Raw genomic sequence first — 17,283 nt, 5'->3', positions numbered from 1 at the left:
GAAATGTAACGAAAAGGATTAACCTTTTTTCTCGTCACCTTCCATTTGTTCTTTCAATTGTGCAAGAACGTCTAAGTCACCTAAAGTAGATTTCTCAACAGAGTCTTTTACTTTTTTCACAGCTGAAGTAGCTGCTTTAGCTTCTTTTTTACGTGCGTTGAACTCTTCGATACGAACTTCCGCTTTGTGATCTTCCCAAATACGTGAGTGAGAGATAACTAAACGTTTGTTTTCTTTGTTGAACTCAATGATTTTGAATTCAGCAACTTCGTCAACTTTCAATGCGTTACCGTCTTCTTTCACAGAGTGTTTGTTCGGGCAGAAGCCTTCAACACCGTACTGTAAAGCTACGATATCACCTTTGTCACCAACTTTGATTACTGTTCCTTCGTGTACAGAACCTTCAGTGAAGATGGTTTCGAATGTATCCCAAGGGTTTTCTTCTAATTGTTTGTGACCTAAAGATAACTTACGGTTTTCTTCGTCAAGTTCTAAAACAACTACGTCTAAGCTTTCACCAACTTTAGTGAATTCGTTAGGGTGGTTGATTTTTTTAGACCATGATAAGTCAGAGATGTGGATTAAACCATCGATACCGTCTTCTAATTCTACGAAAACACCGAAGTTAGTCATGTTTTTAACTACAGCATTTTGTTTAGAACCGATAGGGTAACGCTCAGTGATGTTTTTCCATGGATCAGGAGTCAATTGTTTGATACCTAAACTCATTTTACGATCATCACGGTCTAATGTTAATACTTCCGCTTCGATCTCGTCAGAAACTTTTAAGAACTCTTGTGGAGAACGTAAGTTTTGTGACCAAGACATTTCAGAAACGTGGATTAAACCTTCAACACCTGGGATGATTTCTAAGAAAGCACCGTAATCTGCAACAGTTACGATTTTACCTTTTACCTTAGAACCAACTACTAAGTCTTTGCTTAAAGACTCCCAAGGGTGCTCTGATAATTGTTTTAAACCTAAAGCGATACGTTTTTTCTCATCATCAAAATCCAATACAACAACGTTGATTGTTTGATCAAGAGCTAAAACTTCTTTTGGATGCTCGATACGGCCCCAAGAGATATCAGTAATGTGAAGTAAACCGTCAACACCACCTAAATCGATGAACACACCGAAGTCAGTGATATTTTTAACTGTTCCTTCTAATACTTGACCTTTTTCTAATTTCGCAACGATTTCAGATTTTTGGTTTTCTAAATCGTCCTCGATTAACACTTTGTGAGAAACAACAACGTTTTTAAATTCGTGGTTGATTTTTACTACTTTAAATTCCATTGTTTTACCAACGTAGATATCGTAGTCACGGATAGGTTTGATATCGATTTGAGATCCAGGTAAGAAAGCTTCTACACCTTTGATGTCAACGATTAAACCACCTTTTGTGCGTGATTTTACAAAACCGTCAATGATAGTGTCATTTTCCAATGCCGCATTGATAGTTTCCCAAGATCTTTGTGTTTTAGCACGTTTGCGGGATAAGATCAATTGACCGTTTGCATCCTCTTGCGATTCAACAAATACGTCAACAGTATCACCTACTTTTAAGTCAGGTAAGTCACGGAACTCAGATAATGCTACAAGACCGTCTGATTTAAAACCAACGTTCAAAACAACATCTTTGTTGTTGATAGAAACAACAACACCTTCGATAATTTCACCTTGGTTAATTTGGTTGAAAGTACCAGCGTATTGTTCTTCTAGTTTAGTACGCTCAGCTGTGCTGTAGCTACCAAACGCTTTCTCATCAAGATCCCAATCGAAGTCACCTTCTGGTGTGCTCCACGTGTTAGATTTGATTTGGTCAATCAAAGTTGAATCTGCTTCAGATTCAATTTTCTCAGTGTCTTTCACTACTTTAGTGTCAGCACCTTGTAGCTCTGCGTTTTTCGCCGCTAACTCTTTTTCTGCTTCTTGTTTTTTTGCCATTAATTAATTAATCTCCTTTTCCCCACATTGTAGGGACTGCAAAAATACGAAAAACTTTTATATACAAGAGATTAAGTTTAAAAAAAGTCGAATGTAGTATAGTTGGCCCTAGCAACAATATTTTTTGTGTCACATAAAGCCTGAGTAGGAGTAGGCTAGTTTTCCTCTTCGTTGGTCCTGAAGGCGTTGTAAACCTTTGGTTTTACATAGCGTATCGTCTGTTTGGATAGTGCGATAGCTGCATTGAGCTCGAATCCTATGAGCAGGATTAAGGAGTTTAAGTACATCCAAATCATCACCACAATAAGTGTCCCAATAGAGCCATAAAGCTTGTTGTAGGCCCCAAAATTATTAATGTAAAAGGTGAAGCCGGTAAATGTCAATATCGCTAAGATGGTGGCTAGTGTAGCCCCAGCATTGAAGAATTTCCACTTTTTAGCATCACTAGGTCCAAATTTATAGAGCATGCTGACAGTCATGAAATAGATGCCAAAGAGCACGATCCAGCGGGAGCAGCCAATAATGAAGGCCCAGAACCATGATAAATCGTAGTCAATATGTGCTTTTAAGTAGTTGATGACAAGTCCGGTAAGGGTGAAAATAGTGATGCCAACCGCTAAGGCGAGGATGATGCCGAATGATAAGCCTGTAGCGATGAGTCGCTTCCGCAGCCAACTGCGTTGTTCTTTTGCTAATGATGCTTTATTAAAGGCTAACATGAGCGTTGTCATTCCGTTTGTTGCAAAAAATGCCGCTAACAGGAAACCGATTGATAGTAAGCCTGAATTTTGCTTCTTAACGATATCTTCCAAGGTGGTTTGTAAAACCTCGTAAGCATTATGTGGGAGAGCCACCTGGATGAGGTCGAGGAGCTTTTGCTGAAAGTTGTTTACCGGAATGTATGGAATCAGCGTGAAGAGGAATAAGATTCCTGGAAATATCGCTAGCATAAAGTTATAGGCTAGCGAAGATGCTTTATTCAATATCGACTCGCGTGCAATTTCTTGAAAAAAGAAAGCAAACACCGTATACAAAGGGAGTGATCCAAAGCCGGGTATAACGGCACGTTTCGTCCATTCAATGAAGGAAGCGTAGGATTTAAACCTAAGTAGATTATGGTGTAGCTTCTGCTGCATACGTTACGAAAAGTAGGGCTTCATTTTGTCTTGAAATATTTGAGGTGCTTTGCATGGGCGTTTCGTCTGCATATCTACGAACACCAATTCGGTGCTTCCGGTATTTAATAACGTTCCCTCTTCATTGAATATTTCATGCTCAAAGCGTAGACGTACGAGCGGTTTTTCTTTGATGTATGTTTTTATGGTGATTAAATCATCATAGCGTGCTGGTTGGATATATTTACATACCATTTCCTTTACGGGAAGCATAACGCCCATTTCTTCTAGCTTTTTGTAGGAAAAGCCCGTGCTGCGCAACATTTCGGTACGTGCTACTTCATAGAAAGAAGCGTAGTTACCGTAATATACATAGCCCATTTGGTCGGTTTCAGCGTATCGGATTCGGATTTGTGTTTCGTGCGTAAACATATAGGGTATTATAATAGATGGAAGGAAGAAAATAAGCTATGCACTAGGCATAGCTTATTTTTTAATATTTCGAGCGTCTAGCGCTTGTTGGAATTTACGAGCGTTGATCAAATGATCAGCTACAGTAACGGCGAAATTATGGTAGCCTGAGAAGTCATCTTTAGCACACATATAAATATAGTCGTGATGTTTGTAATTCAATACAGCATCAATTGAGGCAATGCTAGGAAGCATAATCGGTCCTGGAGGCAAGCCTTTGTATCTATACGTGTTGTATGGATTATCAATCGTTAGATGACGATTTAATACACGACGGATAGTGAAATCATTATTTGCAAAGATAACGGTAGGGTCTGCCTGCAATAACATTCCTTTTTTCAGTCTGTTAAGGTATAGTCCTGCGATAGCAGGCATCTCATCACGGTGAAGGGCTTCTCCCTTTACTATAGATGCCAATACACTTACTTGCTGAGGTGTTAGGTTTAAGGCTGCAGCCTTTTCTTTACGTTCTGCTGTCCAGAAACGTTGATACTCCTCATGAAAGCGAGCGAATATTTTTTCAGGCTCTGTGTTCCAGAATATTTCGTACGTATTTGGAATAAACATGCTGAAAAAATTGTCTGTATTGAAGCCAAATTTTTGAGCTACAGAGTCGCTTTGTAGTAAATGAACAAACGTAGTTGAGTCTGCTTCAAAGTTGTTGCCTAATAAAGCGGCGAAGTTTTCTTTTAAGCGTAAGTTTTCAAAACGGAACTTTACAGCCTCTTGATAGCCACCACGTAAGTTCCCAATCAAACGTCTATTCGACATCCCTTCGGTAAGTTTATAGCGACCTGCTTTCACGGCGCTAGGGTATTTCATGCTTTTGGCAACAATGTCAAACCCTGTTACATCATCTACGATGCCTTTATCTTGGAGTTCTTTTAATACATCAGCATAAGTGGCATTGGTATGTACAAATAGGTACTGCTCTTTCGCTGTTACATTGCCAGCAAAAAAGAGCTGATAGCCTTTCCATCCAATAGCAACAAGAAGGAGTAAAACCACCGCAAGTGTGATTTTTAACCATTTTGGGAACTGTTTTTTAGTCGTTGTCATAGTGCTATTTCGCTTAGTTGGATAGTGTTAAGTTGACTAGAGAGCCGATGCCGATGATGCGTGTTGTTGTATCTGGCGATTGGCTGATTACTTTAGCCGTGAGGCTATCCGTGACACCACCTTGGTACAAAATCTTACCTAAGTTTAGTCCACTACCATTTAGCACAAAGCGTGCCTCACTTAATGATAAGCCGATCAGATTCGGTAATTCAACCTCGTTGTTGCCGCGTCCATTTCCTAAAACTAAGGTTATTTTCGACCCTTTAGCTATCATACGGCCACTTTGTAAGGGTTGTCCAGCGAATTTCACATCTAATACCACGTCTCTAGCAATATCTGATACATAAACGGTGTCCCCAATTTTAAGCGATTGGTTTTTTAAGATTGCTGTCGCTTCGATCAATGTTTTGTCGATGATATTTGGGAAAGCTACCTCTGGCGAAATTTGCGTTATAAAAGTCAAGTAGATCGTTCTACCAGTTTTTACATGTGCATGAGCCTCGGGATCCTGCTCGATAACCAATCCAGGTTTCATGTCCATTTGGTAAACAGAGTCTAATTCGTATTCCAGATTTGCTTTTTCTAAAACTGCAATAGCTTGCTCGATTTGCATGCCTTTTACGATGGGAACCTCAATAGCGTCACCATGTTTGGTATATACTTTCAGACCAAAATATAAGCCTAAAAATAAAAGAAGGGTTACAATAAGCATTGTAACAATGTTTTTCCGAAAGGTAGTCGTTTTTAGATACGAAAGTATTTTTGACATCGATGTTAATTTATATTTAAAAACAAATGCAGCCTTATGCCGTCATTCACATTTTTAATAAAGCAAAATTATTCGTTTTTCCGTGTAACGCAAATTATATTTGTCTACGTTTAACAATAATTAAAAACCAAGCGAGCTCAATTTAGTTTACTATCTTATAAAATTAAGTGGTATTCTTGATATTAGCGGCATCACAAGAGCATCAAAACGAACAAATGAAAACAAAATTAGCATTAATTACCGGAGGTTATACAGAGGAGTTGGTTATTTCTCTAAAGAGTGCTGCCTTTGTGGCGCAAAATCTGGATACCGATAGGTATGCTATTTACTCGATATATATAACACCAGAAGGTTGGTACTATAAAGATGAAGCGGACATTCAATATCCAATTGACAAAAGTGATTTTTCATTGTCGATAGCTGGAGAAAGGGTGACCTTTGATGTCGCTTTCATTATTATACATGGTACTCCAGGAGAAGATGGACGCTTACAGGGCTATTTTGATATGATAGGCCTACCGTATACCTCTTGTGGTGCGTTGACATCAGCGTTAACGATGAACAAAGGCTATACGAAAGCTATCTTGAAAGGTATTCCTGATATGTATAGTGCGGAGTCTGTTTTACTGTTGGCTTCGCAGCGTGCTGAAGGGGCCACTTTAGTTGGGGACAGTTTGAAGCTTCCTTACTTTGTGAAGCCAAATGCTGGTGGTAGCAGTATAGGGATGTCTAAAGTTAAGGAGCAAGGTGCTTTACAGGAGGCCTTAGATAAAGCTTTCGATGCAGAGGGCACTGGGCATCAAGTATTGGTGGAAGAGTTTGTGTCGGGCAGAGAGTTTTCGCAAGGTATTTATCGTAATGCTAAAGGAGAGCTTATCGTGTTGCCGGCTACAGAGGTGAAAACAACACGTGAGTTTTTTGACTTTGAAGCTAAATATACACCAGGCTTGACTGAAGAGATTACACCAGCCGACTTAAATGCTGAACAAGTGTCACGTGCCTCACGTATTATTAAGGAGATTTATGTGCGTTTAGATTGTCGTGGCATGGTTCGTGTAGATTTCTTTTTAGAACATGGGACGGATAAATTTTATTTTATTGAGATAAATACCATCCCTGGACAGACGGCACAGAGTTTTATTCCGCAGCAAGTACGTGCTTTCGGGATGAAAGAGTCAATATTTTACAGCGAACTGATAGAAGCGGCTTTGGTCGGTTCTTAGTAGTTTTGTACCTTTGCAAGGTTTTTTTAGGATGAACGCCTAAAGAATAAATATATTTAGCCACACCTTAGTGTATTAAATGAAACAAAAAATAGAAAATCTGCTACTCGAATTTGCACGAATTCATCGTTTTATGATGCGTTTTCTGAGAGAGGTCGTATCTCCTCCGTATGAATTTAAAGAGATTATTAGGCAGTGTTACGAAATAGGGTGGAAGTCATTCCCGTTGATTAGTTTAACGGGTTTTATTGTAGGATTTGTGTTTACAAAGCAATCACGTCCTTCATTAGAAGAGTTTGGAGCGACTTCTTTGTTACCTTCTTTAATATCTATTGCTATTGTGCGGGCTTTGGCTCCTTTAGTGACTGCCTTGATTGGTTCTGGAAAGATAGGTTCGCAGATTGGTGCCGAATTAAGCTCCATGAACGTAACGGAGCAGATTGATGCGATGGAGGTGTCAGGTACTAACCCGATGAAGTTTTTGGTGTCTACGCGTATTTTAGCATCTACATTGATGATTCCTGTACTTTGTTTTTATGTTGCAGGTATTGGTTTGTTTGGTGGTTTCTTAAGTATAGCAGCAAAGGATGACTTGAGCTTTTTAGCTTTCTTTACGCAAGTATTCGAGGCGATAGCGCCTAAAGATATTTTCGCCATGGTTTTGCGTGCTGTTGTTTTCGGATTTACAATTGGTTTTGCTAGTTCTTATGTAGGTTATTATTCCTCTAAGGGAACAGAAGGCGTTGGTAAAGCGGCAAACTCGGCAGTTGTAGCCTCCATGTTTTTAGTATTTATTGAGGAGCTGCTTATTGTGCAGATTCTTTCATTGGTAGAATAAGTTCATATGGAGAAGAGTAGAACAAATATCGAGAAAGATGAAGTCGTTATCCACGTGGATGGCGTAAGCAAGTCTTTCGGTGATTTACATGTATTGCGCGATGTTGATTTGAAGCTCTATGAGCGTGAGAACTTGGTCGTATTAGGACGCTCGGGAACGGGAAAGTCGGTATTGATTAAACTTATCTCAGGTTTGTTGAAGCCTGATAACGGTGATGTTACCGTGTTGGGAGAGGTGGTGAATCATTTGAACGAGAAAGATTTGCGTATGCTTCGTCAGCGTATTGGCTTTTCGTTTCAAAATAGTGCTTTATACGATAGTATGACCGTTAAGGAAAACTTAGAGTTTCCATTGGTTCGTAATAAAAGAAATTTGACACGTGCAGAGATTGACAAGGAAGTTGATGAGGTGTTGGATGGTGTTGGTCTATCGCAGGCTAAATATCAAATGCCATCGGAACTTTCTGGTGGTCAGCGTAAACGTATTGGTATTGCACGTACCTTGATTTTACGTCCTGATATTATGCTTTATGATGAGCCTACAGCGGGATTGGACCCTATCACTTGTTTGGATGTCAATTCGCTAATCAATGAAGTTCAGGTACGCTATAATACATCTTCTATAATTATTACCCACGATTTGGCTTGCGCTAAGATGGTGGGCAACCGAATAGTGATGTTGTTAGATGGGAAGTTCGAAAGACAGGGGACATTCCAAGAGATTTTTAGCACGGATGACCAACGTGTTAAACCATTTTATGATTATAATTTTATTGTTTAAAGATATATGAGTACGAACGAAAGGAAGCGCACGCTAACCGTTGGATTATTTGTTTTAGTAGGTTTAGTTATTCTTGTTGCAGGAATATTAGTGCTCGGCACACAGCAAAACAAGTTTAGTAAAAATTTAGTGATTACTACTTTTTTTAAGGACGTGAAAGGCTTGAAAGTTGGAAATAATGTTTGGTTTTCCGGGGTTAAAGTTGGTATCGTTAAAGAAATTACATTTCAGAGTATTGACGACGTAAAGGTTGTTATGCATATCGAAGAGAAGTCCCGTAGCTTTATCCGTGAGGATGTTGTCGCTAAGTTGGGCTCTGATGGATTGATTGGTAATTCTATTGTTAACCTAATTGGTGGTACAGGTTCTGTACCAGAATTGAAGAGTGGTGATGTCGTGAAATCCGTCGCCGGTACAGATACTGAAGCTATGTTTGCAACACTGCAAGCCAATAACGAAAACTTGGTAGAGATTACAAAGAATTTCGCTCTTTTATCCAAAGATATGGTTAACGGAAAAGGAATGGTAGGCGCCTTGTTGACGGATTCTTCTATTGTTGTTTCCCTAAAGAACTCTATGGGTTCATTGGATAAAGCAATGGCTAATGCAAACAAAGCGACAACCAACTTATCTGTTTTAATGTCTCGTTTGAATGGCAACCAAGGTTTAATTCACGACCTAACGACTGATACAGCAGTTTTTGCGAGTTTACGCCAGTCGGCAGCACAGTTGCAAGGGGTTACACAAACGGCAGCTGCCTTGATGGGTAATTTAAACGCTACTTCGCAAAAGTTAAACGACAAAGACAACGCGGTAGGTGTTTTGCTTAACGATCCTGCAACGGCAGATGATATTAAGCAAATCATCAGGAATTTGAATAACAGTACAGAGAAGTTGGACGAAAATATGAAGGCTTTACAAAGTAATTTCTTATTTAAAGGTTACTTTAAAAAGAAAGCTAAAGAATAAGTCGTTCACATCCCTCGGTGTAAAAGAATATAAGGCAATTTGTATAGATTGCCTTTTTTTAATTTGATTGAAAGATAGATTGGGCTCGTTGGAGCCTAGTCATAATTATATAGTTTGCTATGAAAATAACGGATAAAGACGTTATATACGAAGATAACCACCTAATTGCGATTAATAAACGTGCAGGCGATATCGTTCAAGAGGATACGACAGGTGATTTATCACTTGAAGATATGGTCAAGGAATATTTGACGGTTAAGTACAATAAGCCAAATACAGCTTTCTTAGGTGTTATCCACCGTTTGGATCGCCCTGTGAGTGGTATGATTCTCTTTGCAAAGACGAGCAAAGCTTTGGATCGTATGAATCGTATGTTTCATGATCGTACGGTTTCCAAAAGCTACTTAGCTGTGGTGCGAAATAAACCAGACAAGAAATCGGATACATTAAAAAACTGGTTGTTGCGTGATCGTAAGAAGATGATCACCAAAGCATATGACCGTGAAGTTAAAGGAGGAAGTTTCGCTCAATTAGACTATGCCGTCATCGGTGAGCTGGATGGTTATTATCTGTTGAAAGTAACACCATTGACGGGTAGAACCCACCAGATTCGTTGTCAACTAGCCTATATGGGCTGTCCGATTGTGGGCGACAATAAGTATGGCTACCCACGAGGAAGCATGCGTCGGTCGATTTGTTTGCATTCGCGTTCTTTAGGATTTGTACACCCTGTTAAGGAAGAACCAACGACTTTAATTGCGCAATTGCCGCATGATGGTTTCTGGGAAAAATTTGATGTATTATTATAGTCACGAAATAGATTCTACAAGGGTCTATTTAGGTGACCTCATTATTTTTTGATACTTTTGTATATGAAATCTAGATATTTAGCGTTTTTGCTTGTTTTTGCTGTGCTGTTTATCGGCCTAGGGTCCATTCAGGAGGTATCCGCACAATGTGCGATGTGTTCACTCACTGCTGAAAATAGTACGATTGATGGAAATAACCAAGGTAAGGGTTTGAATGATGGCATTCTGTTCTTATTGGCTATTCCTTATCTTATCGCTGCAGGAATAGGTATTCTATGGTATAAGAAATACCGCAAAACTAAAGTTAGACAGATTTTCCCAACACAGGAATAGATATATGGCTATTTCTAAGTTTACGGCCTTACTCCAGTCTAAGTGCCCACGATGCCGCGTGGGAAAAATGTTCGATGGTCCTGTTTATGGGTTTAAGAAGCAGCATATGCATGAGTATTGCCCTAGCTGCGATCTTAAGTTTGAAATCGAACCAGGCTATTTCTATGCCGCTATGTATGTGAGCTATGCCTTTTCTGTGGCACAGGTTGTTTCTTTAGGATTGGCGACAGCCATGTTGACTAATAGTGAGTCCCCGTGGCTGTACGTAAGTATCCTATTTGTAGCAATTGTTTTATTTGCTCCGTTTAATCTTCGTTATTCTCGTTTAGTTTTATTGCATTTTCTGACGCCTAAATTGAAGTACAACCCTTCTTTTATAAAGGCGTCTAAGCAACAGAAAGTGGAAGCTTAGTCTAAATCAAGATATTGCATCTTGCTGTCGAAGATAAAAGCTTTTTCGTTGTGGTTGTTTCCGATGTAAGCTTGTATCGTTTGTAAGACGTCAGTTTGAAAGTGTTGAATTGTCTCTTCATCTGCAGCAATCACTTGAATACAGTAGGTTGACCCTTCATGCGGACTGTCCAACATTTTTAAGAACTTCGTCTCATAGCTAATTTCACGTAGCATATTTTTTAACCAACTGAATAAATCGTGGTGTGCACCATCTTCAATAATAATGGAGATATTGTATAAAATCATATACAAAAATATAAAAAAACTTCGATGGCCAATTGTTTTTCCGCTGTAGAGCCCAGCGCTATTCCTGTAAAAATAAGGTTGCATATGTTAATAATCATCAAAAATTGATAATCTTTGGCTGGATAATAGGAAAAAGAATAGATATGATAAGATTTTCTTTCTGCTTTTTGATAGGATGCGTGCTGTTGGCTTTTGTTTCATGTGGCAAAAAGCAGGGGGCAAGCAGCCTGATTCCTGTAGAGAACTTTTTTGTTAAACCGGAGAAATCGAATTTTAAGCTTTCGCCGGACGGTAGCCGTATTGCCTATTTGGGGATAGACGACCACTGTAAAAACATCTTCATTTTAGACTTAAACGACAGGCGTAAGTCTAAGCAGTTAACTTATCAATCGGATATGAATGTTCAGTATTTTTTCTGGGCCTCCGACTCCATGCTTGTTTTTTCTAATGCACATTCTTCGACGGATAGTTTACGTATGTATGCTATTGGTGTAGATAACGAAGTTCAAAAACAAATTATTCCAACCAAGAAAGCTAAACTACGGTGGTTAGCACCACAAAAACTAATGGATGACTACTTGTTGGTATCCCTCAATGATAGAGACTCTTCTGTTTTTGACCTTTATAAAGTTTTTGTCGATGGACGTGCACCTCAGCTTGTCACTCAAAATCCAGGTAATGTATCCAATTGGTTTGCTTCCCCGGATGGGAAAGTACGCTTGGCGGTAACCAGTGATAGCGTTCAAGAAAGCCTCTTGTACCGTGCTGGAGAGCAAGACCCTTTTAAGCAAGTGGCTGTAACCGACTATCAAACGATTATTGAGCCTATTGGCTTCGTGAAGAACTCATCCACCAATATTTATGCGCTATCAAATAAGAACCGCGATAAACTAGCGCTTGTAGAGTATAATTGCACTACTGGCGATGAAGAACGCGTTATTTATAGCAATGAGGAAGTAGATTTAGAATCTTCAGGCTACTCTCATTATTTGCAAGAGTTAATTTACAGTTCGTACACCATTGATCGTGGAGAGAAGTATTTTTTTAATACTACGTTTAAAAAGCAATTTGAAAACCTCTCTACACAGTTCAAAGGACAGTCTATTGATATTATTGATACGGATAATGCGATGCAAAATTGGATTGTACGTATAGCAACGGATGTCAACCCGGGAGGTATCTACCATTATGATGTGCGTACTAACGAAGCTCATTTATTGTCGGAGACCAATCCTAAGCTGGGTGAAACACCATTGGCACCAAAACAGGCTATTAATTTTCAAAGTAGAGATGGCTTAACACTGCACGGCTACCTGACATATCCTGCGACGGGGGGTAAAGATGATTTGCCCGTTGTAGTTTTGGTACATGACGGCCCTTATCGCCGTGAAACGGCAAACTATGATCCTGAGGTTCAATTTTTAGCTAATAGAGGGTATTTAGTATTTCAGCTAAATTATAGAGGGTCGTCGGGCTATGGTAAGAAATTTTGGGCTGCTGGTTTCAAACAGTGGGGTGGTAAAATTCAGACGGATATCATCGATGGTGTCACTTGGCTGATTCATCAAGGGATAGTTGATAAAAATAAGGTCGCTATTATGGGGACAGGTTTTGGTGGCTATTCCGCATTGCATGCTGCGACCTACAATTCTTCTTTTTATAAGTGCGCAATTTCCATGTCGGGTTATACGAATCTTTTTACTTATCTTAAAGAGATTCCGCCTTACCAACAGCAGTATGCTAAGTTGTTCTATAAAATTATAGGAAACCCGGTTAAAGAGTATGATATGTTTAAGGCTATTTCTCCTGTTTTTCATGCCGATAAGGTTAAAATACCTGTGCTTTTCGCACAAGGAGGGAAAGATGCTTATAGCTCCTTGATGGATGCAAATCAGTTTGTGCAACGTTTGAAGAATAATAATATCCCCGTTCGATACTTGTATCGTGAAGAGGAAGGTAGACGTTTTAGAAATGAGGAAAACGTAGTTAATTATTACCAAGAGGTGGAGACATTTTTAAAGGAATATTTGAAGTAGTTTGGGATACAATCAGTTAAAATATCGCAAAATTTTTGGTTTGCTGGTTGCCTTTATGGTGCTGGTGACCTTGCTTTTTATTGGGGCCATGATTTTTGCACGTACGATGCTTGCCAATTTAGTGGAGAGTGAGTTTAACAACCGCAAAGTAGAAGTGCTGGACCAATCGGTACAGCCTTTCAACGAGTTTTTTAACGATAAGATTCCGGAGATATCGTATTACCAAGGTTTCTTAGACTCGGTGAAAGCATCCGACTATGCGAATGATGTGTTGCGTAAAAATCCCTTTGTAGAGAAAGTCCTTTTCTATGATGTGACGGTTACCAACTCAGACTCTGTCGAAAAAGGGATTAAGTACAACCACTTGATGGTATATCCGAAAAGCATTATTTCCTTTGTGTTGAATAAAGAAAATAAATTTATTGCTGAAAGGAAGAATAGTGCCGGTGTTCAGGATTATGTTGAAGATTTTAATAGCATGGTTCTTAAGTTTGTTGGCTTCTTGGATGGGGTTACCGATTCGACAACGATGACAGACACCGACATCTACAAGGTCTTTTATGCGATGGGAGCGGGGAAGGTTTCGTATATGAATATTCCGCGGGTGACAGACTTATTGGCTTACAAGCGTATGATGCTCTTGGCAGATATGCCGAAAATGGCCTATGACCAAGACTTATTCATGTTTGTAATTAATCCTAATAGGATAAAAATTAAGAATGTGGTACCCAATTTGTATGAGAAGATTATGGTAGTACCCATTGTGTCGGGAAATGTCACAGATCAACGTTATTATTGGGAAACGGAGCTGGCGCTGCCCAACGCACTGTCGGACTATAAGTTGCAGTATGTGAGCTCTGAGCGTTTTATAAATAAGGAAATAAATAGAAGATTTTTTCCAGTTAGTCTTGGTATATCATTGATTTATTTAATCTTGCTGTCGATATCGTATTTAATTTATCGCAATGTGATTATCAATAAGAAGCTGTTTCAGCTACAGTATGATTTCATCAACAACCTGACGCATGAGTTTAAGACACCTGTTAGTGTGATAAAAATTGCTGGAAATAATATACAGAGTGGTGATAAGCTGTCTATTAGTGAGCAAAAGATGTATGGCAAAATTTTGGATCAGGAGGCTGATAAACTAAACAGCTTAATGAACAAACTACTATCTTTTGCGCAGATTGAGAATAAAGCGATAAAAGCAAACAAGGAGCAGGTGGATGTCGTTCAATTTTGTGAGCCTATTTTTGCTGCTGTCAAGTTGAAATATCCGGATTTTAATTTTTCGTATAAAATTCAGATTCAGCATGATATGATGGTGGATACCACCTTGTTGCAGAGTGTTTTTCAGAATTTAATTGATAATGCCTATAAGTATTCCGAGCCGCAGCGTAAGTATCTGCATATCGATGTGCAACAAAATAAAAAGAATTTTGTTATTAAGTTCAAAGATCGCGGAATAGGTATAAATAAAAAGGAATTTAATAGTATTTTTAAAAAGTTTTATAGGGTAAAAAACCAATTCAATCAGCAAGGAAGTATAGGCTTGGGATTGGCTTTTTGTAAAGAAATTGTTGATTTTATGGGGGGAGAGATAAAGATTGAGAGTGTGCTGAATGAGGGTACTACTTTTATTTTATTTCTACCACTAGGTCCAAAAAAGATTTAACTATCATGAGTAAAGACATCACTATTGCAGTTGTTGAAGACGACGAGAACCTACGGTTCTTAGTTACACATCGTTTGCAGACCGAAGGTTATAAAGTCGTGCAGGCCGGAAACGGTCAAGATGCGGAGGCATTGATTCTCCAAGATCGACCAGATGTCGTTCTGTTAGACTGGATGTTGCCTGGCAAAGAAGGTATAGCAGTATGCGAGTCTGTGCGTAAAGCAGGCTTTGAAAATATTATCATCATGATGACGGCAAAGTCGCAGGATGTAGATAAAATTGACGCCTATAGCTATGGGGTTACCGATTATATCACTAAGCCATTTAATATGGATGTTTTAGTGGCTATGATTGAAAATAAAGTTCGCTTCTTCTTGCCGAAGAGCAACGATGTGTACACCTTTGGTAGCACAGAGCATCACCCTAATATCCACTCGTTGATTCGCGATGGCAAGAAAATAGAATTGACTATTTTGGAGAATCGTATTTTACTATATTTCTTACAAAATATAGGTAAAGAGATCACCCGTGAAGAGCTTATGGAAGTGGTATGGGGTTATAGTTCTAATGTGAACACACGTACGTTGGATATGCATGTTGTGCGTTTACGTAAGAAAATTGAGGCTAATCCAGACAAACCATACTTTTTACAAACGGTAAGAGGTTTAGGCTATAAATTCGTGGATAGCGAAGAAAAATAAAATTTGCTTTTGTAAGAGCTGATTGCTAATTTAGCAAATAACGTGCAAGACCATGTTGTCCAGATGAAGGGCAGTATGGTCTTGTCTTTTTTTTGAATTTTAGAAAATAAAATAAAAGTATAAATATGGCAGAAGTAACTTATTACACACAAGAGGGTTTAGATAAGTTGAAACAAGAGTTACACTATCTAAAATCTGAGGGTAGAATCAATATCGCGAAGGCTATTGCTGAAGCTCGTGATAAAGGCGATTTATCCGAAAATGCAGAGTATGACGCCGCTAAAGAGGCTCAAGGCTTGCATGAAACAAAGATTGCTAAGCTAGAAGAAGTGTTATCTAGCGCACGTCTTATTGACGAATCAACATTAGATACATCTAAAGTTTTGGCTTTATCTTATGTGAAGTTGAAAAATAAAAAGAATAACTCCGTAATGACTTACCAATTGGTTTCTGAAACAGAAGCAGATTTGAAGTCAGGCAAGATTTCTGTGAAATCACCTATTGCTCAGGGCTTACTTGGAAAATCAGTAGGAGATGTAGCACAGATTGAAGCTCCAGTAGGAGTAATGGAATTTGAAATCTTGGAAATCTACCGTTAGATTTCAGTAGGTTATGCGCGGTTTTGCCATAACCGTGCATACTATCAATATGAGAATTCTGAAAACGGTTGCAAATTGTTGCAACCGTTTTTTTATATTTGTTAGGTTTCTTAAAATAGATAAGATATGTCAACAATTTTTTCAAAGATCGTTTCCGGTGAGATTCCTGCTTATAAAGTTGCGGAGAGCAATGATTATTTAGCCTTTTTGGACATTAGTCCATTGACACGCGGGCACGTGTTGGTTATCCCTAAAAAGGAAACGGATTATATTTTTGATATTAACGACGATGAATACATGGGCATGTGGGTTTTTGCGAAAATCGTCGCTCAAGGTATTCGAAAAGTATTCCCTTGTCTTAAAGTAGGTGTTGCTGTGGTAGGCTTAGAGGTCGCTCATGCGCATATTCACCTTATCCCTTTAAATGCTATTCAGGATATGGATTTTTCAAGACCTAAATTAAGTCTTCCAGAAGATGAAATGACCCAGATAGCTGAAGATATCCGTTTAGCAATTTCTGCTGTAACCAACCCCACGGATGCTGAATAATTACGAAATCCTTACTAACGTTGAGGAATCCTTCTTTACAAACTTTTAACTAGAAAATATGCAAGATTTGTGGCTATCGTTCCAGCAATTAATGGATCCCGCGCACTTACTGAGTCATGGTGGGTTCTATATTGTTGTGTTGATTGTCTTTGCTGAAACAGGATTGTTTTTTGGCTTTTTCTTACCAGGAGATTATCTTTTGTTTTTGGCGGGACTTTTTTGTGCCTTAGGAAAAATAGATGTCGATATCGTTACCATGTATTTTGGTATTCTTGCCGCCGGTATACTCGGGAATTTTACGGGCTATTGGTTTGGTTATCGAACGGGGCCCATGCTTTTCAAACGGAAAGATTCCTTTCTCTTTAAACGTAAGTACGTAATCATGGCGGAGGAGTTTTATCAGAAATATGGTGGAACAGCCTTAATCATAGGGCGCTTTGTTCCTATTATTCGTACATTTGCGCCTATATTTGCTGGCGTTGTAAAACTTAATTTCAGAAAATTTGTCATTTATAATATTTTTGGCGCATTCTTATGGGTGAGCCTATTAACATTATCGGGCTATTTTCTTGGGGTAGAGTTTCCTGGCATCATTAATTATGTAGAATATATCATCGTTGGATTAATCGCAGTTGCCTTTTTACCTATTGCTATTGCGCTTTTAAAACGATGGTTAAGAATAAGAAAACAAAATAAACAGTAATATTT

Annotated in this window: 19 protein-coding genes; 13 read left to right on the top strand and 6 right to left on the bottom strand. The window is 38.8% G+C overall.

Annotated elements, in window-relative coordinates; all coding sequences use genetic code 11:
* Window positions 1–18: 18 nt before the first annotated feature.
* The 5 genes from rpsA to WH223_RS10905 all read right to left on the bottom strand — a co-directional run bounded on the left by rpsA (window position 19) and on the right by WH223_RS10905 (window position 5,307).
* Complete coding sequence (gene rpsA / locus WH223_RS10925; protein WP_340047678.1) at window positions 19–1,950, bottom strand: 30S ribosomal protein S1; 1,932 nt, start codon at window positions 1,948–1,950, stop codon at window positions 19–21.
* Between the two features lie 155 nt (window positions 1,951–2,105).
* Window positions 2,106–3,086, bottom strand: coding sequence for a YihY/virulence factor BrkB family protein (locus WH223_RS10920; protein WP_340047677.1), 981 nt, complete (start codon window positions 3,084–3,086; stop codon window positions 2,106–2,108).
* Between the two features lie 3 nt (window positions 3,087–3,089).
* Window positions 3,090–3,497, bottom strand: coding sequence for an acyl-CoA thioesterase (locus tag WH223_RS10915; RefSeq protein ID WP_340047676.1), 408 nt, complete (start codon window positions 3,495–3,497; stop codon window positions 3,090–3,092).
* Between the two features lie 54 nt (window positions 3,498–3,551).
* Window positions 3,552–4,595, bottom strand: coding sequence for an endolytic transglycosylase MltG (gene mltG, locus WH223_RS10910; RefSeq protein WP_340047675.1), 1,044 nt, complete (start codon window positions 4,593–4,595; stop codon window positions 3,552–3,554).
* Between the two features lie 13 nt (window positions 4,596–4,608).
* Complete coding sequence (locus WH223_RS10905) at window positions 4,609–5,307, bottom strand: PASTA domain-containing protein (protein WP_340047674.1); 699 nt, start codon at window positions 5,305–5,307, stop codon at window positions 4,609–4,611.
* Between the two features lie 272 nt (window positions 5,308–5,579).
* Here WH223_RS10905 and WH223_RS10900 point away from each other — a divergent pair, with 272 nt between their 5' ends.
* From WH223_RS10900 to WH223_RS10870, 7 genes are all read left to right on the top strand, one after another.
* The gene (locus WH223_RS10900; protein ID WP_340047673.1) at window positions 5,580–6,587 is read left to right on the top strand and encodes a D-alanine--D-alanine ligase; all 1,008 of its coding nucleotides are present in this window, start codon (window positions 5,580–5,582) and stop codon (window positions 6,585–6,587) included.
* A 79-nt stretch (window positions 6,588–6,666) separates the two neighbouring features.
* Window positions 6,667–7,425 carry an MlaE family ABC transporter permease gene (locus WH223_RS10895; RefSeq protein ID WP_340047672.1) on the top strand — a complete coding sequence of 253 codons (759 nt, stop codon included), beginning with the start codon at window positions 6,667–6,669 and terminating at the stop codon, window positions 7,423–7,425.
* A gap of 6 nt (window positions 7,426–7,431) precedes the next feature.
* On the top strand, window positions 7,432–8,205 hold the full coding sequence (locus WH223_RS10890) for an ABC transporter ATP-binding protein (RefSeq protein ID WP_340047671.1): 774 nt from the start codon (window positions 7,432–7,434) through the stop codon (window positions 8,203–8,205).
* 6 nt (window positions 8,206–8,211) lie between these two features.
* On the top strand, window positions 8,212–9,174 hold the full coding sequence (locus tag WH223_RS10885) for an MlaD family protein (RefSeq protein WP_340047670.1): 963 nt from the start codon (window positions 8,212–8,214) through the stop codon (window positions 9,172–9,174).
* 119 nt (window positions 9,175–9,293) lie between these two features.
* The gene (locus WH223_RS10880; protein ID WP_340047669.1) at window positions 9,294–9,983 is read left to right on the top strand and encodes an RluA family pseudouridine synthase; all 690 of its coding nucleotides are present in this window, start codon (window positions 9,294–9,296) and stop codon (window positions 9,981–9,983) included.
* Between the two features lie 63 nt (window positions 9,984–10,046).
* On the top strand, window positions 10,047–10,316 hold the full coding sequence (locus tag WH223_RS10875) for a hypothetical protein (RefSeq protein WP_340047668.1): 270 nt from the start codon (window positions 10,047–10,049) through the stop codon (window positions 10,314–10,316).
* 4 nt (window positions 10,317–10,320) lie between these two features.
* Entirely contained in the window at window positions 10,321–10,728 is a 408-nt protein-coding gene (locus tag WH223_RS10870; RefSeq protein WP_340047667.1) for a DUF983 domain-containing protein, read from the top strand.
* On the opposite strand, the gene WH223_RS10865 is transcribed toward WH223_RS10870, so the two are convergent.
* Complete coding sequence (locus WH223_RS10865) at window positions 10,725–11,015, bottom strand: DUF4286 family protein (protein ID WP_340047665.1); 291 nt, start codon at window positions 11,013–11,015, stop codon at window positions 10,725–10,727. The genes WH223_RS10870 and WH223_RS10865 overlap by 4 nt on opposite strands.
* Window positions 11,016–11,158: 143 nt before the next feature.
* Between WH223_RS10865 and WH223_RS10860 the strand changes: the two genes are divergently transcribed.
* The 6 genes from WH223_RS10860 to WH223_RS10835 all read left to right on the top strand — a co-directional run bounded on the left by WH223_RS10860 (window position 11,159) and on the right by WH223_RS10835 (window position 17,278).
* The gene (locus tag WH223_RS10860) at window positions 11,159–13,051 is read left to right on the top strand and encodes a S9 family peptidase (protein ID WP_340047664.1); all 1,893 of its coding nucleotides are present in this window, start codon (window positions 11,159–11,161) and stop codon (window positions 13,049–13,051) included.
* 1 nt (window position 13,052) lies between these two features.
* Window positions 13,053–14,726 carry a sensor histidine kinase gene (locus tag WH223_RS10855; protein WP_340047663.1) on the top strand — a complete coding sequence of 558 codons (1,674 nt, stop codon included), beginning with the start codon at window positions 13,053–13,055 and terminating at the stop codon, window positions 14,724–14,726.
* A 5-nt stretch (window positions 14,727–14,731) separates the two neighbouring features.
* Window positions 14,732–15,427, top strand: coding sequence for a response regulator transcription factor (locus tag WH223_RS10850; protein ID WP_340047662.1), 696 nt, complete (start codon window positions 14,732–14,734; stop codon window positions 15,425–15,427).
* Window positions 15,428–15,552: 125 nt separating this feature from the next.
* Window positions 15,553–16,026, top strand: a complete 474-nt coding sequence (gene greA / locus WH223_RS10845) for a transcription elongation factor GreA (protein WP_340047661.1) — start codon at window positions 15,553–15,555, stop codon at window positions 16,024–16,026.
* A gap of 126 nt (window positions 16,027–16,152) precedes the next feature.
* Complete coding sequence (locus tag WH223_RS10840; protein WP_340047660.1) at window positions 16,153–16,575, top strand: HIT family protein; 423 nt, start codon at window positions 16,153–16,155, stop codon at window positions 16,573–16,575.
* A gap of 58 nt (window positions 16,576–16,633) precedes the next feature.
* Window positions 16,634–17,278 carry a DedA family protein gene (locus tag WH223_RS10835; RefSeq protein ID WP_340047659.1) on the top strand — a complete coding sequence of 215 codons (645 nt, stop codon included), beginning with the start codon at window positions 16,634–16,636 and terminating at the stop codon, window positions 17,276–17,278.
* The last annotated feature ends 5 nt before the right edge of the window (window positions 17,279–17,283 follow it).

This window comes from Sphingobacterium sp. MYb382 (assembly GCF_037572665.1).
Classification (GTDB): domain Bacteria; phylum Bacteroidota; class Bacteroidia; order Sphingobacteriales; family Sphingobacteriaceae; genus Sphingobacterium.
This window is presented reverse-complemented; position numbering and strand designations above follow the sequence as displayed.